Raw genomic sequence first — 20,681 nt, 5'->3', positions numbered from 1 at the left:
TTGTATGGTCAAGAAGCCAAAACGAGCAATTAGTATCAATGCTTCACATGCATCGCTGCACTTCCACACCCTGACCTATCAACGTCCTGAGTCTTGAGCAGCTCTTTAGGGAAATCTAATCTTGGTGGGCTTCCCGGCGATGCTCAGCGGTTATCCCCATCGAACGTAGCTACCGGGCAATGCGGCGTAACAACCCGAACACGCCAGAGGTTCGTCCACTCTGGTCTCTCGTACTAGGAGCAGATCCTCTCAAATTTCCAACGCCCACGGTAGACCGGGACCGAGCACGACGTTCTAAACCCAGCTCGCGTGCCTCTTTAAGTGGCGAACAGCCATACCGCCGGACCTGCTTCAGCCTAGGATGAGATGAGCCGACATCCGAAATTGCCAAACACCGCCGTCCGATATGAACTCTTGGGCAGTATCAGCCTATTATCCCAGAGTACCTTTTATCCGTTGAGCGATGGCCCTTCCATACAGAACCACCGGATCACTAAGACCTGCTTTCGTACCTGTGACTTGTGGGTCTCGCAGTTAAGAAAGCGCGCTTTGCCTTTATACTCTTTGAACGATTTCGACCGTTCTGAGCGCACCTTCGTACTCCTCCGTTACTCTTTGGGAGAGACCGCTGATCAAACTACCCACCATACATTGTCCTCGGTATTGTTAGCACCTGAGTTAGAACTAACATGACCAGGGTGGTATTTCAAGGATGGCTCCACCAAGACTAGCGTCTCGGTTTCAAAGCCTCCCACCTATCCTGCACAAGTCAGGTCAAAGTTCAATGTAAAGCTGTAGTAAGGTTCACGGGTCTTTCCGTCTAGCAGCAGGTACACAGCATCTTCACTGCAGTTTCGATTTCACTGAGTCTCTGCTGGAACAGCGCTGCCATCATTATGCCATTCGTGCGGGTCCGGAACTTACCCGACAAGGAATTTCGCTACCTTAGGACCGTTATAGTTACGGCCGCCGTTTACTGGGCTTCGATCAAGACCTTCGCTTACGCTAAGCCCATCAATTAACCTTCCAGCACCGGGCAGGCATCACACCCTATACGTCCACTTTGTGTTTTGCAGAGTGCTGTGTTTTTTAATAAACAGTTGCAGCAGCCTGGTATCTGCGACTGCCAATAACACGGAGCAAGTCCTTCACCATCAGCAGCGTACCTTCTCCAGAGTTACGGTACCATTTTGCCTGGTTCCTTCAGCGAGTTCTCTCAAGCGCCTTGGTATTCTCTACCTGACCACCTGTGTCGGTTTCGGGTACGATTCGTTTATGACTATCGCTTAGAAGCTTTCCTGGAAGCATGGTATTTGCCACTTCGCTGTACAAGTACAGCTTGCTATCAGATCTCCGGTATATAACAGTCCGGATTTGCCTATTGTCTACCTACATCCTTCCACCTAGATAACCATCACTAGGCTGGCATAACCTTCTCCGTCCACTCCATCTCGCATCATAAACAAGTATCCGGAATATTAACCGATTTCCCATCGACTACGCCTTTCGGCCTCGCCTTGAGGTCGACTCACCCAGCCCCGATTAACGTTGGACTGGAACCCTTGGTCTTCCGGCGTGCGGGCTTTTCACTCGTATCGTTACTCACGTCAGCATTCGCTCTTGTGATACCTCCAGCATGCTTTACAACACACCTTCACGAAACACACAACGCTCCCCTACCACTTGAAACAATTATCAAATCCGCAGCTTCAGCCTAGTTTGAGCCCCGTTACATCTTCCGCGCGAGGCCGTCGACTAGTGAGCTATTACGCTTTCTTTAAAGGATGGCTGCTTCTAAGCCAACCTCCTAGCTGTCTATGCCTTCCCACCTCGTTTCCCCCTTAACTAGGAATTTGGGGCCTGCTTTGGCGGTCTGGGTTGTTTCCCCTCTCCACGACGGACGTTAGCACCCGCCGTGTCTCCCGGATATCACTCATCGGTATTCGGAGTTTGCATCGGTTTGGTAAGTCGGTATGACCCTAGCCGAAACAGTGCTCTACCCCCAATGGTGTTCGTCCGGGCGCTACCTAAATAGCTTTCGGGGAAGACCAGCTATCACCGAGTTTGATTAGCCTTTCACCCTATCCACAAGTCATCCTGGCTTTTCAACGACAGTGGGTTCGGTCCTCCGGTGCCTGTTACGGCACTTTCAACCTGCTCATGGATGAATCACTCGGTTTCGGGTCTATACCTGCAACTATTCGCCTATTAGACTCGGTTTCCCTACGGCTCCCTGGCGGTTGCCTCGCTACAGAATATAAGTCGCTGACCCATTATACAAAAGGTACGCGGTCACCCTAATAGTGAAACCCACTGCTTGTACGCACACGGTTTCAGGTTCTGTTCCTCCCCTCACAGGGGTTCTTTTCGCCTTTCCCTCACGGTACTGGTTCACTATCGATTGATCAGGGAGTATTTAGCCTTGGAGGATGGTCCCCCATCTTCAAACAGGATTTCTCGTGTCCCGCTCTACTTAATATGTGCTCTTTATTATTTAAAATACAGGACTATCACCTACTACGGTCAGCTCCCGCTGTTCTTCTACACTAAAAAACATCGGCTTCTCCGTTCGCTCGCCGCTACTTGGGGAATCTCATTTGATGTCTTTTCCTAAGGGTACTGAGATGTTTTCACTTCCCCTCGTTCGCCTCTTATATAAATATAAGATACCTAGCTTATGCTAAAGTGGGTTCCCCATTCAGAAATCTCCGGATCACAGGATATTGCCGCCTCCCCGAAGCTTATCGCAGGCTGTCGTCTTTCATCGCCTCTGACTGCCAAGGCATCCACCATATTGCGCTTCATTACTTGACCATACAACCCCAAGCAGTCTCTCAACCACTAAAGCGCATCATGTGAATGATAACGATATCACCTATGTTTACGCTTGATTCAGTTCTCTTTACTTTTGGCAATCAACCCTGGGATAACAACTGATGTCATTAAGGAGTTGATTACCAAGGTTATTTAATGACGACACGTGAAATGTCATCACTAACTTGAACTCATATCTATGTTTTTAAATAATACCTACGCTCTCATCAGTCCATTATCTGTATAAAACAGAAGCAAATAATCATTTGCAATCACTTGTTTCTATTTTATATTCTCGTATTAAGCCATGTGGTGGAGCCAAGAGTCAGACTCCTGACCTCCTGCGTGCAAGGCAGGCGCTCACAGCTGAGCTATATTTACCCCATATATGGTGGGTCTGATAAGACTTGAACTTATGACCCCCGCGTTATCAACACGGTGCTCGCCAGCTGAGCTACAGACCCTGAGCGAGGATACTGTCAAAGCACCAAGCGACCCGAGCGCAGAGGAAAATTCTTTAAATGATTTTCTCCAAACTCAAACCTCTTAAGCTTAATACTCGCTTTTACTAAAGAACAACTTGCTGTGAATTCTTGCTGACCGAATGTCGTATTTAAGGAGGTGATCCAGCCGCAGGTTCCCTACGGCTACCTTGTTACGACTTCACCCCAGTCATCGACCACACCGTGGTGAACGCCCTCACTAAGTTGGGCTATCCACTTCTGGTGCAATCAACTCCCATGGTGTGACGGGCAGTGTGTACAAGGCCCAGGAACGTAATTCACCGCGGCATTCTGATCACTTTGGAGTACTAGCGATTCCTACTTCATGGAGTCGAGTTGCAGACTCCAATCTAGTTTACTGATAGGCTTTTTGAGATTCCGCACATCACATCGCTGTGTAGCTGCCCTCTGTACCTACCATTGTAGCGTGTGTAGCCCTGGTCGTAAGGGCCATGATGACTTGACGTCGTCCCCGCCTTCCTCCAGTTTGTCACTGGCAGTATCCTTAGAGTTCCCGGCCAAACCGCTGGTAACTAAGGAAAGGGTTGCGCTCGTTGCGGGACTTAACCCAACATCTCGACACGAGCTGACGGCAATAATACAGCACCTGTATCACAATTCCCGAAGGCACTCTCGTATCTCTGCGAATTCTGTATGTCAAGACCAGGTAAGGTTCTTCGCGTTGCATCAATTAAACATTAACCACCGCTTGTGCGGGCCCCGTCAATTCATTTGAGTTTTAACCTTGCGGCCGTACTCCCCAGGCGGTCTACTTATTGCGTTAGCTGCGTCACTAAGTCCTCAAGGGACCCAGACTAGTAGACATCGTTTACGGCGTGGTTTACCAGGGTATCTAATCCTGTTTGCTACCCACGCTTTCGAACCTCAGTGTCAGTATGATGCCAGGAAGCTGCCTTCGCCATCGGTATTCCTCCAGATCTCTACGCATTTCACCTTTTTACCTGAATTCTACTTCCTCTCCTACTCTAGCCTAACGGTTTCGAATGCAGTTCCCAGGTTCATGGGTTTCATCGACTTATTAAACCACCTACGCTCGCTTACGCCCAGTAATTCAGTTAACGCTCGCACCTCTGTATTACGCGGCTGCTGGCTTGCAAGAGTTAATAGAGTGCTTATTCTGCAGCTAATGTCATCCATTATGGGTATTAACCATAACTTCTTCTTCTGCTTAAAGTGCTTTACAACCAAAAGGCCTTCTTCACACGCGGCATGTTGGATCTGCAGGGTTCCCCATTGTCCAATATTCCCCACTGCTGCCTCCCGTAGAGTCCGGGCCGTGTCTCGGTCCCGGTGTGGCAGTCATCCTCTCAGACCAGCTACAGATCGTCGCCTTGGTAGGCCTTTACCCCACCAACTATGACTAATCCGACTTAGGCTCATCTAATAGCGCAGGTCTAATGATCCCTAGCTTTCTCCCGTAGGACGTATCCAGTATTAGCCACGAGTTTCCCGTGCTATCCCCACTACTGGGTAGATTCCTAAGCATTACTCACCCGTCCGCCGCTCGTCATCTGGTAGCAAGCTACCATTACCACTCGACTTGCATGTGTTAAGCCTGCCGCCAGCGTTCAATCTGAGCCATGATCAAACTCTTCAGTTTTAATCTTGTTTGAGACCTTTTAAGATGGTCCCTAATCTTGGCTCATTCAATCACTCGCATTTAACTTTTCGTATGTTCGTATATGAATTAACTTGAGTTATTTGCTAATCTTGAATGATAATCTTCTTTGCCATTACTGGCTGAATAACTAACATTCTGTGTCAGCAAAAATCCACACAAGTTGTTCTTTAGTATGCTTTTAAAAAGTAATATTACTGTCGTCCAGTAAATATTTATTACCCAATTTCACTAAGCTAATACGCTTCGCTACATGGGCGAGCTGACTAGTCTATCATAAAATCACAAACTGTCAAACCCTTTTTTTACCAATTCCGCAAACTAGCTCTTTAACAACCGCTTTGCCTCGTCAGTGGGGCGTATTATAGAGAGTTTAATTCTCGTGTCAACACTTTGTTGGGATTATTTTATCTTTTTTTTGATATGCACAGTAAAACGGTAAGTAAGACGTTGATTTTGTAGTGTTGAGACTTGTTATTAAACGCTTTGCCTCTAACGCTATCTACTCCATGGTGAATCATAAATAAAAGTAACACAACATGATAACGTGCTACTGACATAAATTTTACTCGCTTGCTGTGCACTAGGCGCTCCAGAGGCTTCGCAAAATTCATGTCAGCATCACTGCATTCGTTCTATATTTGATTGACTATACTTAATTATAGCTTGCCCATTTTTTCAAAAAACGTACGGTAGGCAGCGACTTTTTTATCCAGTGCCAGCGGGTACGCACGCGACGTCGATGGCAGACGGTATAGCTTAAGCTCATATCCTTCTGTGTGCGGATATGGGTAGCTAACCATTTGGTTGGTTTTTGGCTGTTTTGACTTTGGTGGTATAGGGTCAAGTAAGGAGTACAAGACTTCGGTCGCTTTGCCGCCTGTGGTAAAGAGCGTTTTGACTTGTGGTACTTGATTAAGCACTTCGGTTAAGTTGACAGGGGTGACGACGGTGAGGTTTTTATCTGAGGCGTTGCCTGTCTCACGGATGGCTTGTTTGACCGTGGGGCAAGAAGCGATGCGGCGCTCGAAGAAAAAGTCACGTATTTGCTGATGGTCAAAGCGCTTTTCTTGACCAATACGAAAGTGGTCGGGGTCGTCAAAGAACACCGCGCCATAGATGCGCCACATGTCATTATAGAAGTTGGGATAATGAAACGGCATTGCCCACTTGTCTTCGGTGGGCGGAAATGTACCCATCATCATAATGTCGGCATCAGGCGATAAGACGGGCGCAAATGGGTGGTCTTCGATGGGGCGTGTGTCTGATGTATTCGCGGCGTGTGCGGCGGATGGCGATTGAGTCATGATAATGTCCATCAGAAAGTTGGTTTTTTGTTATAATAGCACACGCAAATTATCCAGCTATTTGAAAGAGACCCGCTTATGACGGATTTGAACATCACGGTTATCGACCATCCTTTGGTGCGCCACAAGCTCAGCTTGATGCGTGAAAAAGACACCAGTACGTATAAATTTCGTACGCTCACCAAAGAGCTTGCGCGCTTGATGGCGTATGAGGCGAGCCGCGACTTTGAGATTGAGACGTTCCCCATGCAAGGGTGGTGCGGTGAGATTGAAGGCGAGCAAATCGTCGGTAAGACGGCGACAATCGTACCGATTTTGCGCGCGGGTCTGGGTATGCTTGACGGTGTGCTTGATTTGATACCGACCGCGAAGATTTCGGTCGTGGGTTTGCAGCGTGATGAAGAGACGTTGCAGCCAGTGCCGTTTTTTGAAAAGTTCGTCAATCACATGGACAAGCGCCCTGCCCTTATCGTTGATCCGATGCTGGCGACAGGCGGTTCGATGGTCGCGACCATTGATATGCTGAAAAAGCACGGCTGTAAAAACATCAAGGCATTGGTGTTAGTTGCCGCGCCTGAAGGTGTGCGCTTGGTCAATGACGCGCATCCTGATGTGCAGATTTTCACGGCAGCGCTTGATAGCCACTTGGATGAGCAAGGCTATATTATCCCTGGTCTTGGCGATGCGGGCGATAAGATTTTTGGTAGCTACGCGTCACGTTAAAGACGTACGTTTTACCAATAATTAAGCCGTTAATATTGAAAAGACCCAGTGCTGAATGTGCTGGGTATTTTTTTTGCCTTTAGTTTCTCTAAAATTTTTCTAATTTACCGCTTGTTTAGCAATGTACTTGCCAGCTTTCATTTAACGCAGTTCGTAATGACGGATGCAGTAATGTAATGGCAGCGCGCTACTGCTTGTCTTTGGCTCATTGGCTTCTGGTTTTGGCGCTAGCCAGCGTTGCCAAAAACCTGCGCTTGCTGGCTTATTGTCAACAGTCACTGGCGCTTGGGTCATCATGTTTTCACTGACCAAACGCAGACTGTGAAAGTCCAAAATCAGCACTTCGTTACGGATACGCTCGGAGGTGCGCCGATTGTGCCGAATCGGAAACGCCGCCACATTTTTACCTGTAATGGTGATATGGTTAATCACGGGCTGGCTACTCAATGCTGCGCGGCGGATAGCGGTCGCAGGATTGACGGTGGCGGTCAGTAGTTTTTCGCTGCGGGTATGCTCGGGCAACATTCCTGCCATAAACAGCTGCTGCTGCATCGCTAACGGACGCGCGTGGCGCATCAGCTCGGCACGGAATAAATCGGGCATCTCGCTGTTAAAGCTGTCTTCACTTTGCCGATAAAACGCGTCAAAGCTGCGCTGCAAGTAGCGCCCAAACACACTAAAATAAATCCACTCACGGTAGGCGCTGTCTTCTAATAGTCGTGCGGCAATGTCTTCGGCGCTGGCAGTGACGTTCCCTTGCAGCAAGGCATGCAACAATGCCAAAGCGTCGGTCGCACAGCGCTCGTCCCAACACTGGGGATAAAAACTGGCATCTAGTAGCGCGAGTGGCTCGTGACTCATCGGCACCTCAAGTGGTCGTGGCGATACCAAGCCGCAGCGCTCTGTATCGGGGCAATCAATCTACAGTGAATAAAAACTAAAGCGGGTAAAAAAGACATGCCCTCACTATAGCAGGTGTGCTTTTAGGATATAAGGAGCGTTTATGTATAAAGGTATCAAAGCACGCTATCGGCTGACGTGTGAATTTGTGCGTGCTGACGATGGTACGTGCTTGCCTGTATCGGTCATCGGCACGGGCAAGCCTGTATTGTTGCTGCATGCCTTTGGGATGGATGCGCGGCAGTTTATTCCGTTTATTGTGCCCTTACTATCGCGCTACCGCTTTTATTTACCGCATTATCGTGGGTTTGGTATGGCAGCCGATGTCAGCTTACCGCAGTTTGATTTTATTGAGCACTATGCCATCGACACCCGCACTGTTCTTAATCATATTACCGCGACGACGCAGACCGAGCGCGTGCCTGTGGCGGGGATTTCTATGGGGGCGCTGGTGATGTGGGCGTATTTTGGGCGCTTTGGCACGGATAAGGTCAGTCGGTTTTTAAACATTGACCAAGCGCCGATGATTCATCATCAGCCTGATTCTCAAGGCGGGGTGTTTGGCGATGCACAAGCAAAGATGTTTGACCGCTTTCGGGCACTTATTGCCGTAAGCCAGCCGTATATGGCGTTATCTGACTTTCGCCATGTGCCTGACAGTGTTAAAAAAGCGCTTTTGGATACTGAGCGCGACTTTTCGTTATTGTCAGTGGGCAGTCGTGCCGCTTTTGGGGTGACGCAGTTGTCCAGTATGCGCCCCAGCTATCGGCGCGCGTTTTATAAGCATTTGACATGGCAACACAAAATCCGCGCCTTGCACGCTTATACCACCCTGCCTTACGACTATCGGGCAGTGCTACCGACGGTTGATATTCCTGTCACGTGGCTGATTGGCGCGCGCTCAAAGCTCTACCCTGCCAACGAACAGCGCAAACTTGCCGCGCTACTGCCGCAGGTCACTACTAAAACCTTGGCAAACGCAGGACACGCGATTCCTATGGATGCGCCTGTCGCTTTTTATCAGCATATTAAAGCATTCTTAAGCAATTATTAAGTAAAAGCACGCTTATAATCCTTAGCTAAGGTAATGATATTACGGTGAATATTTACAAAGAACGTATAAAAAGTCACGCTGGACACGCGGACTGTACAACCTTGTACCACAATACTGTTTTTACTCTCTTATACTGGTGATTGTTTGTGATTAAGCAGCCGTTGTAATGAAAAGGCGCAAACTCATTGTTCAATGAATGCGTCTGTCTGTTTTTATCAAACAACTCGTTTGTATTAGACAACATTAAAAACCAGCATTATTTACTCAAAATATTCATTAATAATCATATAAGGATAATAACAATGCCGTACGTGACCGTGGGACAAGAAAATAACAACGATATCGACATCTATTATGAAATCCAAGGTACAGGCAAGCCTGTCATCTTGATTCATGGTTGGCCGCTCAGTGGACGTGCGTGGGAAGCGCAAGTGCCCGCACTGGTGGACGCAGGCTATCAGGTCATCACCTATGACCGCCGCGGCTTTGGACAGTCGTCAAAACCGTGGGAAGGCTACGACTATGACACGATGGCTGCCGACTTAAAGGCATTGATGGAAGCGCTAGATGTACAAGATGCGACCATCGTGGGCTTTTCGATGGGCGGTGGTGAAGTGGCGCGCTATATCGGCAATTATGGCTCGGAGCGCGTGAGCAAAGCCGTGCTTGCCTCTGCCGTACCGCCCTATCTGTTCAAAGCCGATGACAATCCTGATGGCGGTCTAGAAGAAGCGGACATTCAAGAGTTTTTGAATGGGGTGCGTGATGACCGCATCAACTTTTTGAATGACTTTACCAAAAAGTTCTTTACGCCAAAAGAAGGCAAACTGCTGGTCAGCAAGCCCATGCGTCTGTACCATCGTGACATTGCGGCATTTGCCTCACCAAAAGCGACCTATGATTGTGTCAAAGCGTTCAGCTATGCCGACTTCCGCGAAGATTTAAAAGCTTTTGATGTACCGACCTTGGTGATTCATGGTGACTCTGACCAAATCGTACCCTTTGAAGCCAGTGGTCAGCGCTCACACGAGATGATTGCCGACAGCAAATTGCATGTGGTCGCGGGTGGTCCACACGGTATCAATGGTACGCATGCCGATGAATTTAACCGCGCGTTGATTGCCTTTTTAAACGAAGCCTAAAAATAAAAGCAGCTACACTATTATAAAATAAAAACCTTACTTATAAAAAAGCGACCTAAGTGGTCGCTTTTTTTGTGCAGTGTTTTGATTATGAACTATTTTTAGCTGGGCATTTAATCAGATAACGCTTGCACCAAAGCAAAGCGCGGCTGGGTCTCGCCATCAACGGTCACCGACTCGGTAAATATGGTAAGCGGACGCGCCCATACGCTGTAATCACCGTACAGACAACGATAGATGACCAGCGCCTCTTCAGTTTCTGAATGCTGAGCAGTATGCAGCACTTGGTACAGACTGCCTTTGTAATGGCGATAGATGCCTTGAGTGACGTTGATCATTTATAAATACTTTTTCAAATTAAGATTTTATTAAATTTCTGGAATGCCAAGATAATCAAATAGCTCTAACCAAGAATAGCAATCTACTTCTTTGTAAGAGCAGGTATCAGGTATTTTGATAACTGCAACCACATCCTTTGAAATATCTTTACGCAAACCCTGTTCACTTGTTAAAACACAAGCTTTGTTAGCAATTGCTACCGCTACATTCGACAGATCGTTTCTGATATTTTCGATTTGCTTGAACCTTTTGTCAACTTTCATATTTTGGAAATATGGAAGATCATCAACCATTTGTTTTTGTAGCTCTATAAGTTGATAGTCATAATTAACTTTAGGTATAACATCAATATTAAAAGAGGTAAAGAAGTTTTCGAGTACCTTTATATCATAATTAACAAAAAAATTAACTTTAGCATTAACTTCCTGATATATTTCTTCAGAAACTATAAATTTTATTATACCCGCTGATATGGAATTTAATAAATAATCCCATATCGTCCTGAATACACTACTAGGATAGTAACGATAACATATATCAATAATAGCATTCGTATCTAAACAAATTTTTCTCATCAAGAAAACGCCTTTTCTTCTAAATATTTTAAGTCCTCGATACGATTAGGAATTCTTAATAAATCCATAGCGGTATTTATAGTTAATTCTTCTTGCCAAATAGCTGAAAATACTTGTTGGAGATATACTTTTCCAAAGTGATTGTACGTTGAGTATCTTTTCTTGACACCGAAATTACCAGAAATTTCGACTCGAAGACTATTTAAGTAATCTTCTAGTTCATTCTGCTGTATAAGATCTAATTGCTTAAGCTGAATAGCGACTGCCTGCCGACTAGCTTTCGTTATCTTTCTAATATTTAAAACATTTTCAGTCAGTGTAGCACTATGGCTGTAGCATTTTTGAACAACTGATTCAGGAACTAGCACATATCCCGCCACCTTATTACAGTAGATTTCTTCATCATAACTAGAATTTATCAAGCTACCATCCAAAACACTTTGTTTTAGACCTAAATGAACCAGCTCATGTATCAAGGTAAAGAGTCGTCGTGCAGGTGGCTGTCCTGTAGTTAGAATTACAATTATAGGAAGTTTCTCGTAATATAAAGCCATGCCCTCTGAACTCAAATGGGGATTGGACTTTTCTAAGACTAAGACATCATTTTTTTCAACTATAGTGCGCCAAGATTTATAGTAATCAGAGTTTGACTCTAACAAACTTTCATCCTTTAGCTGCAGGAATTCTGTAATTAGATTAGCATCCTGCTTTGCATTACATCCAGAAAGTTCCAAGCTGAAATTATTTGGAACGTCGTTCAAAGACTCATAAATGCCTAGAAGATTATCCCTATCAATATATGCTTCTTGAACTACTTTGTTAAACTGATACTGTTGTTCCTCATCACCTTCTGACACCTCTTCAATTTTATTTCTGAAATCAACTACTTCAGGTAAATCACGATGAATAACTGAGTCGAAAGTTAAATAAGATACGGGCACTAATAATTTCTCAGCTATTTTATTTAACTGTTTAATAGTAAAAACCCTATTATTAGCCTCAGCATCTTCTATTTTAGCTGCCTTAATAGAAGTTTTTTTGGCGAGCAAATCTACAGATAGCGACATCTGTTGTCGATAATGTTTTAAAGCATTAGGAGAGTGTGTCACTAGTTGACGACTTGCCATATTTTTTATCTATCCTACTATTACATACATGAAGCTATAATCAAATATTATAACTTCATTTTGAATATGAGTATGTAATCTTACATACTATTTTTATTTTACCGTCACTTTCGCATACGCTTTTTTGCCCGCTTGAATGACGACACTCTGACCTGAAGTGAGACTAAAGCCTGCGTTGACCACTTCGCCATCAACCTTGACCGCGCCGCGCTTGACCATGTCTTTTGCTGCTGCGCCATTTTTGGCAAGCTCGGCTTGGTTTAGGATTTGCGCAATAAATAAGGCGTCTTGACCATCAAGGTCGAGCGTGACTTCTGGCAAATCGACAGGCAGCTCGCCATCAGCTAAGACATTGCCCGCCGATTTGTGCGCGTTCGCCGCCGCGTCTGCGTCATGGAAACGCTCAATCAATTCTTCTGCCAAGATGCGCTTAATCTCTTGCGGGTTGCGCCCTGCTTCCATCTCTGCCATCAGCGCTTCGACATCGTCCATCGGCTTAAAGCTTAAAAACTCAAAGTAACGACGAATCAGGGTATCAGGCATCGATAGGATTTTTTGGTACATGGTGCCTGGGGCGTCATAGATGGCGACATAGTTGCCAAGTGACTTAGACATTTTATTGACGCCGTCCAACCCTTCCAAAATCGGCACGGTGATACATACTTGCGCTTCTTGACCGTAGCGCCCTTGCAATGTGCGTCCCATCAATAAGTTAAAGGTCTGGTCGGTGCCGCCAAGCTCCACGTCCGCTTCTAGCGCGACCGAGTCATAGCCTTGCACCAGTGGGTACAAAAATTCGTGGATAGAGATTGGCGTTTGCGACGCATAGCGTTTCGAGAAGTCATCGCGCTCAAGCATGCGTGAGACGGTCTGCTGACTGGCAAGGGCAATCATATCGCCTGCGGACATGTCATTAAACCACGCGGAGTTAAACACCACTTTGGTCTTTTCTTTGTCCAAGATTTTAAAGACTTGCTCGGCGTAGGTGCGCGCGTTTTCACGGATTTGCTCATCGTTTAGCGGTGGTCGGGTGCTGTTTTTGCCCGTTGGGTCGCCGATTTTTGCGGTGTAATCACCAATCAAGAAATAAATCTCATGCCCCAAATCTTGAAAATGCTTGAGCTTATTGATCAAAACGGTGTGACCCAAATGCAAATCTGGCGCGGTGGGGTCAAAGCCTGCTTTAATGCGTAATGGACGGTTTTGCTTGAGTTTAGCAATCAAGTCTTCTCGTGACAAAATCTCTTGCGTCCCACGCTCAATCAGCGCCAGTTGTTCATCTAAAGTCAGTGCATGCTCAGTCATAGGGGTCTCAACTTATGATTATTGCTTGGTGATAATGCCCTGATGGCGGCATTGACCATCGAAGGCGGGCAAAAAAGTGTTAGAATTTGCCAGATATACTAGCGTTTTTTAAGGTAAATTGCCATGAGTAAGCCCGCCCTTGACCCCAATCATCATACCAGCCCTGACTTCGGTAGCGACCTTGAGACGTCGCAACTGACTGACCGCGATGCCGAAATGTTCTTCGAGCACTTTGACGATGGTCTGTATATCGGCATGATGTCGGGTACGAGCTTGGATGGGTTGGATGCGGTGCTGTGCCGATTTACTGATGATGACCTTGCGCCATTACACATCGTCGCCACCTACAGCCAAGCATTTCCGCCGCGTCTGCGTGAGGTGTTGCTCGCCTTGTGTCAGCCCAACGGCGTACAGGCGCTAAACCCTGCCGCTGATGAGCCGAATAACGAAATCGACTGGTTCGGCTGGGCAAGTCGCGCTTATGGCGAGTTTGCTAGTAGCGTGGTAAACAGCCTGCTGCAACAGGCAAATACGTCAGCTGATGATATATTGGCAATCGGCTGTCATGGGCAGACGATACGCCACCGCCCTGAGTGGGGCTTTAGCCTACAACTGATTGATGCCAATATCATCGCCGAGCGTACAGGCATCAGCGTGGTGCATGATTTTCGTCGTCGGGATATGGCGGTCGGTGGTCAAGGGGCGCCCCTTGTTCCCGCCTTTCATGCAGCATTATTTTCGCACGCAACCGATGCACGTGTGCTGCTGAACTTGGGTGGCATTGCCAACATCACCGTACTGCCTGCGCTGAATAATGCGCAAACGGTGGTCGGTTACGATACGGGTCCTGCCAATGTGTTGCTCGATGCGTGGGCGATGCGCCATATTCAGCAAAGCTTTGATGCCGATGGGCAATGGGCAGCCTCGGGACACGTTATTACGCCATTACTTAATCAGCTGCTGGCGCACCCATTCTTTGCCAAAGACTACCCAAAGAGTACGGGGCGCGAGGACTTTCATTTGGCATGGCTCGATGCGTCGCTTGAGCAGTTTGCTAACAGCACCGATGCCACTGAGCACACCCCTGCCGATGTGCAAGCGACCTTGACAGAGCTGAGCGCCATCGCTGCTGCCGAGCAGATTGCCCGTTTTAAAAACACACATGCCTCACAGGTCTATGTGTGCGGCGGCGGTGCACTGAACAGTCATTTATTGAGCCGATTGCGCGCGCATTTGCCTGATTGGACGATTAGCAGTACCAAAGATTTGGGACTTGACCCGCTATGGGTAGAAGCGGCAGCCTTTGCGTGGCTTGCGCGCCAGACATTAATGAGCGAGACAGGCAACTTGCCAGCGGTCACAGGCGCGGATAAAAAAGTGGTGCTTGGACAGGTGTGTTTTTGATAACTATTTAAGTTTACAGACGTACACTTATGTGTTTTATAATGTGGTTGCTATAATAGCCATATAAGGCTATAAATAACCTAGAAAATTGTCAGCTATTCGCATCTTTACCCCTTTACGACGTCAATAAAGGACATATCCAATGAGCCAGCAAAGCAGTACCTCTACGCCTCAAGCCAGCACGAGCAGTGCGCCGCGTTCTAAGATGCCGCATCATCAGCGCCCAGATGACATGCGTGTGGTGGTCACAGGCATGGGTGCCATTACGCCACTTGGTTTGGACGTTGAGAGTACTTGGACGCGTCTGCTAAATGGCGAAAGCGGCATCTCAGAAATCGATCATTTTGACACCGACGGGTTTCGTGCGCGTATCGCAGGGGTGGTCAAAGACTTTGACGCCAAGCAGTACATGAACCCCAAAGACTCGCGCCGCTATGATACATTCATGCACTATGCGGTTGCCGCAACAGGCATGGCGCTACAGCAAGCAGGCTATATTGAGACTGTGGATGCCAATGACGCGCCGATTCAGGGCACCGATCCTGAGCGGTTTGGCGTGATTTTGGGCTCAGGTATCGGCGGTATTCAGACCATCGAAGACAGCTGCGCCACTTTAAACGATAAAGGCGCTAAAAAAGTATCGCCGTTTATTATTCCAGGCTCTATTGTGAACATGGCGGCAGGCTTGGTGGCGATTAAGCACAACCTAAAAGGCCCTAACCTTGCCACCGCTACTGCCTGTACCACAGCGACACACGCCATTGGTCTGGCAGCGCGTCTGATTGCCTATGGCGATGCGGATGTGATGATTGCTGGTGGTAGCGAAAAAGGCTCAAGCCCGCTCGGTATGTCAGGCTTTGGGGCGATGCACGCGCTATCAACGCGCAATGAAGAGCCTACCAAAGCCTCACGCCCGTTTGACAAAGACCGTGACGGCTTTGTGCTCGGTGACGGCTCAGGTGTCTTGGTACTAGAGAGTTTGGCGCATGCCAAAGCACGCGGCGCAACCATTTTGGCTGAGGTGGCAGGCTTTGGTATGAGTGATGATGCCAGCCACATTACCGCGCCACCAGAAGACGGTCGCGGGGCAGCACGCGCAATGAAAAACGCGCTTCATGATGCGGGCATCAGCCCTGAACAAGTCGGCTACGTCAATGCGCACGGCACCAGTACGCCCGCAGGCGACGTGGCGGAGTCTTTAGCGATTGAAAGTGTGTTTGCACCCGTTAAAGACAGCATTCTTGTCAGCTCAACAAAATCAATGACAGGGCACTTGCTCGGCGCGGCGGGTGGTATCGAAGCCATCTTTACCGTACTTGCCCTACAAAACCAGCACGTACCACCGACCATTAACCTAGACAATATTGAAGACAACTGTAATCTGGACTATGTGGCGCACGAGTCGCGCAAAGTTGAGAACCTAAACTACGCCGTCTCAAACAGCTTTGGTTTTGGTGGCACCAATGGTACGCTAGTCTTTTCACGTTGGACGTAACGCGCCCGAGCTGACAGGTCAGCGATTGACCTTGTTATGACGCTTTGTCGGCTTCAGATTCGCTACGTTTGTCCCCTTGCAGCCCCTTATCGTACTTTCGTATGATAAGGGGTACTTTTATGGATAAAATATGGATAACATCATGCCAAGCTATTCTTTTTCGCATCAGTTTTATCAGCACTGGACCGATACCCCCAGCAGTATACGCGCGGCAATCGTTGACGAGCTATCCGATATTATCGACCTGTTGCACCCTGAGACCGCTTTGGCTGAGTTTCGCTTTACGCAGCCTGACTTGGATGCGCATATTGATAGCCTTTATGACGAGCATTATACCCAAGTGGCGCAGGCGCAAGCCGAGCAAGCGCGACTTGAAAAAGAAGAGCAGACACGATTAGAAGCACAGCAGGCACAAGTGGCCGCGCCTGTAGCGTCACCAGCGGCGACTGTAGACCCCATCGCTGATGAAGACACGTCTGAGGCGATGCCTGTCGTTGATACGGATGAGCAATCCGTGACGGACACCCAGCAGGCGGCAACGGATGCAGGCGATGCCGCAGCCATCAACAGTGCCTTTGGCGAAGCATTAATCCAAGAGCTTGGCACGCATATTGATGATTATCTGAGCGAACAAATGGCGCAAATCTCTGAAGATTTAAAGTCTTGGCTGCGCGATGAGATTGGGCGTCAGTTAAGCAACATGACCCCCAAAGACGCAGCAGACGGACAATAAAAAGGCTTAAATAGATTGGGTGCGTGTACTTAACCACTCAAGCGCCGCGCCTGAAACGCGTGTGCGTAACGCGTCATAGACCATGCGGTGATAGTCGTTAAGCCAGTCAATTTCTTGCGCGGTTAATAGCGTCTTGTCGATAAGGCGTGTGTCAATCGGACAATACGTCACCGTCTCAAAATGTAAGAAGTTACCAAATTCCGTCTCGTTCGGGTTATCTAGCGCATGGCAGACCACCAAGTTTTCGATACGAATGCCCCATTTGCCCTCGCGATACAGCCCAGGCTCGTTACTGGTCAGCATACCTGCACGCATGGCGCGCGCCTTGGTCGGCTGCCCACTGTAGGAGATGCCCTGCGGCCCTTCATGCACGTTCAAGAAATAACCGACCCCATGCCCTGTACCATGCCCGTAGTCCATTTGCGCTTGCCATAATGGGGCACGGCAGATGGCATCGATAAGTGGTGAGGAGATACCTTCAGGGAAATGAGCAGCGGCCAAAGCAATATGCGCCTTTAATACATAGGTAAAGTCGCGGCGCTGGTCAGCGCTGACCTCGCCAATACCTACCACGCGCGTGATGTCGGTGGTGCCGTTTTGATACTGCGCACCTGAGTCAATCAACAACAAACTGCCCTCACCTGCTGGCACGGATAAGACGCTAAAGCCCGCTTCGGTCGCGCGGTAATGCGGCAGTGCGCCATTGGCAGCAAAACCTGCAATGGTCGGAAAACTCGGCGACACATAATGCGGCTGCTGGCTACGTACATCTATCAGCATCGCGTCCACATCCAGCTCGGTGACTTGCTCGCCCGCCTCAAGCTTGGACTCCAGCTCAGCAAAAAATGCACACAGCGCCGCGCCGTCTTGGCGCATCGCCTCACGAATATGAGCAATCTCGCTAGGAGATTTTATTGACTTTAAATAAGTGCTGGGCGCGATTTGTTCAATAAAGCCCAAATCATCAACCACGTGCGCCAGTGTTCCGACAGCGACTTTGTTGGGATCTAACAATAAAATGTCATGAGCGCTTAACTGACCAAGCGCCGCTTGCACCTCCGCATAGTCTGCCAGCGTGATACAACTTTCTGCTAACGTGGTCGCAATCTCGTCACTGACTTTATTTTGATCAACAAACAGTACCGCGCTATCACTACTGATGAGCACATGCGCTAAGAAAACAGGATTGTAATCCACATCGGCACCGCGTAGGTTGGTTAGCCATGCAATGTCATCAAGGCTAGACAACAGATGATGCGTTGCGCCCGCCTCTATCATTTGCGCCCGTACCGCAGTGAGCTTGTCTGCGCAGGACTGCGCCACAAACTGACCGTCATGTGGATACAGCGCCGCCGTTGGCAAAGAGGGACGCTCCATCCATACATGACTGAGCAAATCGCGCTCTGTGATGAGGGTAATGTCTTTGGCATCAAGCGCTTCTAACAAGCGGTCTTGCTCAGTAATCGACAATACCTGACCATCTACCGCCACACTATCGCCCGCAGACAAATGCATCACCAGCCAATCGACATGCGTAGGCTCGGATGGTGCAAGCTTTTGTAAATGAATGCCTGTTTCAGCCAGCTCATCGGCGGCCTGCACCCAGTAGCGACTGTCTGTCCACAGTCCCGCAAAGTCAGCGGTCATGACCAAGGTTCCCACCGAGCCTGTAAAACCTGTAAGCCATTCACGCGCTTGCCAATATTCTGGTAGGTATTCAGATAAATGCGGGTCGGCAGTGGGCACGATAAGTGCAGTCACATCCTGCGAGGACATCTCAGCACGAACAGTTTCTATGCGCTGATGTACTGTTGTTTTTGGTGTTGTCATAAGACCTCTTTTTGTATCTAAAGTAGAATAAGTAGCCATCTGTCAGTCACTTATAGTTATAAGATGGCGTCTTTTGTTTTATAGTAACACGCCGTCAAAAACAGCTGACAGTGTCCTTGTCGTGCGAATGATACATTTACTATCTAGAGCTTGTTACCTCAGATATAAACATCCTGTTATAGCGCTGCATTGGTACTTTTGTGAAGCATATTGTTAATAGGCTTTGACAGTAACAATAAAATCACCGCACTCACAATCAAAAAGACCATCATTGTAGTAAATAAGCTTGGTAGCCCCTCAATCTTGTCTGCGGATACATGACCGCCAAAGAACGCTGCGACTAAGTTACCAAGTGCGATGGATGCAAAAAACAGCCCCATCATCTGACCTTGCATACCTGCTGGTGCAAGCTTGGTCATCGCAGACAGACCGACTGGACTGAGTGAAAGCTCACCGAGTGTTAATAAAAATAAGCTACCAACCAACCATAATGGAGAAGCCAGCGCGCCTGGGGTGACCAAAATACTTTTTGACGCCATAACCATTAAGCCAAAACCTGCGGCTGCGAGCAACATCCCAATGGCGAATTTGACCATACTGTTTGGCTCAAGGTTTCGGTCTGCCAACTTAACCCAAATAATACTGACAATCGGCGCGAGCAATAAAATAAAAAGCGGATTTAATGACTGAAACCAAATGCTTGGAATGCTAAAGCCCATGACATCAAGGTCGGTATAACCATCAGCAAATAAGTTAAAAGAGGTGGGCTGCTGCTCAAAGCTGGACCAAAAAAGTACCGAGCCAATGATTAATAAAAAGCATACGAGCAAGCGTTTTTTGTCCGCAGCATTCAAGCGCGGTGAGACAAACATAATCAAGAAATACAAAATCACGACCGCGGCAATCGTATACGTCATATACTCGGCTACCAAGACTGCATTGAATGGCAGTATCTCAAAACCAATCGCAAGCGCCATCAATGCGACCGCAATCACAATGCCTGTGACCCAGCGCCCAACATGACGGTAGCCCTCATTAGAGCGCTCCCATTCTGCGTCAATATTTTTGGCACTTGCGTAGCGTTGTAAGTTTTTTCGCGCGGCAAATCGGTACACCAGCAGCGAAATCAACATGCCTATACCGCCCACACCAAAACCAACATGCCACATGGCTTTTTCTTTAAACACGCCAACAATAAGCGCAGCGAGTAGCGCCCCAATGTTAATACCCATATAAAACAAGGTAAAACCAGCGTCACGGCGGCTGTCTTCTTTAGGATAAAGCGCCCCAACCATGACTGAAATACAGGTTTTAAACAGTCCTGAACCTGCAACAATAAACATCAAACCGACAAAAAATAGGCTCATGCCAAACACGGCTGATAGCGCAATGCTTAAATGACCGAGCGCAATGACGATACTGCCCCACCACAGCGCGCGTTCTTGTCCCAACCAGTTGTCTGCCAACCAACCCCCAGGCACTGCTGCTAAATATAGCGACCCTGCAAAAATACCGTATATGGCAGACGCCGTAGTTTCATCAAAACCAAATCCACCGCTACCCACCGCAGCTACCATAAATAAGACCAATAGCGGTCGAATGCTATAGTAAGAAAATCGTTCCCACATCTCTGTAAAAAATAACGAACGCAGTGGTTTTGGGTGACCCATAAAATTATTATCAAGCGCCGCCACTTCAGCGGTACTCAAAGGCGTTTGAGCGTCCTTGTTCATCGTACTCTTCCTTCATATCGCAAAAAAATAATGACTAAAGGCGCCTCATTGCGACCAA

14 protein-coding genes, 1 tRNA gene and 2 rRNA genes are annotated in these 20,681 nt (G+C 47.8%); 6 read left to right on the top strand and 11 right to left on the bottom strand.

Annotated features, from left to right (window positions below; genetic code table 11):
* Positions 1-4 precede the first annotated feature (4 nt).
* The 4 genes from JMW05_RS07550 to JMW05_RS07535 all read right to left on the bottom strand — a co-directional run bounded on the left by JMW05_RS07550 (position 5) and on the right by JMW05_RS07535 (position 6,263).
* Positions 5-2,814 (bottom strand): 23S ribosomal RNA (locus JMW05_RS07550).
* A gap of 389 nt (positions 2,815-3,203) precedes the next feature.
* Positions 3,204-3,278, bottom strand: a tRNA-Ile gene (locus tag JMW05_RS07545).
* Between the two features lie 150 nt (positions 3,279-3,428).
* A 16S ribosomal RNA gene (locus tag JMW05_RS07540) occupies positions 3,429-4,938 on the bottom strand.
* Together the 16S and 23S rRNA genes with 1 tRNA gene alongside form the textbook arrangement of a ribosomal RNA operon.
* 677 nt (positions 4,939-5,615) lie before the next feature.
* Positions 5,616-6,263: a DNA glycosylase gene (locus JMW05_RS07535; RefSeq protein WP_201504702.1), complete on the bottom strand. Its 648-nt coding sequence runs from the start codon at positions 6,261-6,263 to the stop codon at positions 5,616-5,618.
* 78 nt (positions 6,264-6,341) lie between these two features.
* Between JMW05_RS07535 and upp the strand changes: the two genes are divergently transcribed.
* Positions 6,342-6,986 (top strand): uracil phosphoribosyltransferase, encoded by a 645-nt coding sequence (gene upp, locus JMW05_RS07530; protein ID WP_265090599.1) that lies wholly within the window; start codon positions 6,342-6,344, stop codon positions 6,984-6,986.
* A gap of 141 nt (positions 6,987-7,127) precedes the next feature.
* Here upp and JMW05_RS07525 read toward each other — a convergent pair whose 3' ends face one another.
* Complete coding sequence (locus tag JMW05_RS07525) at positions 7,128-7,847, bottom strand: hypothetical protein (protein WP_201504701.1); 720 nt, start codon at positions 7,845-7,847, stop codon at positions 7,128-7,130.
* 142 nt (positions 7,848-7,989) lie between these two features.
* On the opposite strand from JMW05_RS07525, the gene JMW05_RS07520 reads away from it, so the two are divergent.
* Together JMW05_RS07520 and JMW05_RS07515 are read left to right on the top strand one after the other, a co-directional pair.
* Positions 7,990-8,940 carry an alpha/beta fold hydrolase gene (locus tag JMW05_RS07520; protein WP_201504700.1) on the top strand — a complete coding sequence of 317 codons (951 nt, stop codon included), beginning with the start codon at positions 7,990-7,992 and terminating at the stop codon, positions 8,938-8,940.
* A 302-nt stretch (positions 8,941-9,242) separates the two neighbouring features.
* Positions 9,243-10,082 carry an alpha/beta fold hydrolase gene (locus tag JMW05_RS07515; RefSeq protein ID WP_201504699.1) on the top strand — a complete coding sequence of 280 codons (840 nt, stop codon included), beginning with the start codon at positions 9,243-9,245 and terminating at the stop codon, positions 10,080-10,082.
* A gap of 113 nt (positions 10,083-10,195) precedes the next feature.
* On the opposite strand, the gene JMW05_RS07510 is transcribed toward JMW05_RS07515, so the two are convergent.
* From JMW05_RS07510 to tyrS, 4 genes are all read right to left on the bottom strand, one after another.
* Positions 10,196-10,420, bottom strand: a complete 225-nt coding sequence (locus tag JMW05_RS07510) for a DUF1653 domain-containing protein (protein ID WP_227691475.1) — start codon at positions 10,418-10,420, stop codon at positions 10,196-10,198.
* Between the two features lie 30 nt (positions 10,421-10,450).
* Positions 10,451-10,996 carry a DUF4411 family protein gene (locus JMW05_RS07505; RefSeq protein WP_227691555.1) on the bottom strand — a complete coding sequence of 182 codons (546 nt, stop codon included), beginning with the start codon at positions 10,994-10,996 and terminating at the stop codon, positions 10,451-10,453.
* Complete coding sequence (locus JMW05_RS07500) at positions 10,996-12,123, bottom strand: XRE family transcriptional regulator (RefSeq protein ID WP_201504697.1); 1,128 nt, start codon at positions 12,121-12,123, stop codon at positions 10,996-10,998. Before JMW05_RS07500 ends, JMW05_RS07505 begins: the two co-directional genes overlap by 1 nt.
* A gap of 93 nt (positions 12,124-12,216) precedes the next feature.
* Entirely contained in the window at positions 12,217-13,428 is a 1,212-nt protein-coding gene (gene tyrS, locus JMW05_RS07495) for a tyrosine--tRNA ligase (protein WP_201504696.1), read from the bottom strand.
* A 123-nt stretch (positions 13,429-13,551) separates the two neighbouring features.
* On the opposite strand from tyrS, the gene JMW05_RS07490 reads away from it, so the two are divergent.
* The 3 genes from JMW05_RS07490 to JMW05_RS07480 all read left to right on the top strand — a co-directional run bounded on the left by JMW05_RS07490 (position 13,552) and on the right by JMW05_RS07480 (position 17,060).
* Entirely contained in the window at positions 13,552-14,832 is a 1,281-nt protein-coding gene (locus tag JMW05_RS07490) for an anhydro-N-acetylmuramic acid kinase (RefSeq protein ID WP_201504695.1), read from the top strand.
* 142 nt (positions 14,833-14,974) lie between these two features.
* Complete coding sequence (fabF, locus tag JMW05_RS07485; protein WP_201504694.1) at positions 14,975-16,327, top strand: beta-ketoacyl-ACP synthase II; 1,353 nt, start codon at positions 14,975-14,977, stop codon at positions 16,325-16,327.
* A 130-nt stretch (positions 16,328-16,457) separates the two neighbouring features.
* Positions 16,458-17,060: a hypothetical protein gene (locus tag JMW05_RS07480; RefSeq protein WP_201504693.1), complete on the top strand. Its 603-nt coding sequence runs from the start codon at positions 16,458-16,460 to the stop codon at positions 17,058-17,060.
* Positions 17,061-17,066: 6 nt separating this feature from the next.
* Here JMW05_RS07480 and JMW05_RS07475 read toward each other — a convergent pair whose 3' ends face one another.
* Both JMW05_RS07475 and JMW05_RS07470 read right to left on the bottom strand, forming a co-directional pair.
* Positions 17,067-18,890, bottom strand: a complete 1,824-nt coding sequence (locus JMW05_RS07475; RefSeq protein ID WP_201504692.1) for an aminopeptidase P family protein — start codon at positions 18,888-18,890, stop codon at positions 17,067-17,069.
* Positions 18,891-19,066: 176 nt separating this feature from the next.
* The gene (locus JMW05_RS07470; protein WP_201504691.1) at positions 19,067-20,623 is read right to left on the bottom strand and encodes a peptide MFS transporter; all 1,557 of its coding nucleotides are present in this window, start codon (positions 20,621-20,623) and stop codon (positions 19,067-19,069) included.
* Positions 20,624-20,681: the final 58 nt, after the last annotated feature.

This window comes from Psychrobacter aestuarii (assembly GCF_904846035.1).
Taxonomy (GTDB): Bacteria; Pseudomonadota; Gammaproteobacteria; order Pseudomonadales; family Moraxellaceae; genus Psychrobacter; species Psychrobacter aestuarii.
Note: the sequence above shows the minus strand (reverse complement) of the source record. Positions and strands in the feature narration are given on the sequence as shown.

Excerpts from the sequence above, each read along its gene's own strand:
- JMW05_RS07535 (WP_201504702.1), bottom strand. The coding sequence starts at position 6,263 with ATGACTCAATCGCCATCCGCCGCACACGCCGCGAATACATCAGACACA.
- upp (WP_265090599.1), top strand. The coding sequence starts at position 6,342 with ATGACGGATTTGAACATCACGGTTATCGACCATCCTTTGGTGCGCCAC.
- JMW05_RS07525 (WP_201504701.1), bottom strand. The coding sequence starts at position 7,847 with ATGAGTCACGAGCCACTCGCGCTACTAGATGCCAGTTTTTATCCCCAG.
- JMW05_RS07520 (WP_201504700.1), top strand. The coding sequence starts at position 7,990 with ATGTATAAAGGTATCAAAGCACGCTATCGGCTGACGTGTGAATTTGTG.
- JMW05_RS07515 (WP_201504699.1), top strand. The coding sequence starts at position 9,243 with ATGCCGTACGTGACCGTGGGACAAGAAAATAACAACGATATCGACATC.
- JMW05_RS07510 (WP_227691475.1), bottom strand. The coding sequence starts at position 10,420 with ATGATCAACGTCACTCAAGGCATCTATCGCCATTACAAAGGCAGTCTG.
- JMW05_RS07505 (WP_227691555.1), bottom strand. The coding sequence starts at position 10,996 with ATGAGAAAAATTTGTTTAGATACGAATGCTATTATTGATATATGTTAT.
- JMW05_RS07500 (WP_201504697.1), bottom strand. The coding sequence starts at position 12,123 with ATGGCAAGTCGTCAACTAGTGACACACTCTCCTAATGCTTTAAAACAT.
- tyrS (WP_201504696.1), bottom strand. The coding sequence starts at position 13,428 with ATGACTGAGCATGCACTGACTTTAGATGAACAACTGGCGCTGATTGAG.
- JMW05_RS07490 (WP_201504695.1), top strand. The coding sequence starts at position 13,552 with ATGAGTAAGCCCGCCCTTGACCCCAATCATCATACCAGCCCTGACTTC.
- fabF (WP_201504694.1), top strand. The coding sequence starts at position 14,975 with ATGAGCCAGCAAAGCAGTACCTCTACGCCTCAAGCCAGCACGAGCAGT.
- JMW05_RS07480 (WP_201504693.1), top strand. The coding sequence starts at position 16,458 with ATGGATAACATCATGCCAAGCTATTCTTTTTCGCATCAGTTTTATCAG.
- JMW05_RS07475 (WP_201504692.1), bottom strand. The coding sequence starts at position 18,890 with ATGACAACACCAAAAACAACAGTACATCAGCGCATAGAAACTGTTCGT.
- JMW05_RS07470 (WP_201504691.1), bottom strand. The coding sequence starts at position 20,623 with ATGAACAAGGACGCTCAAACGCCTTTGAGTACCGCTGAAGTGGCGGCG.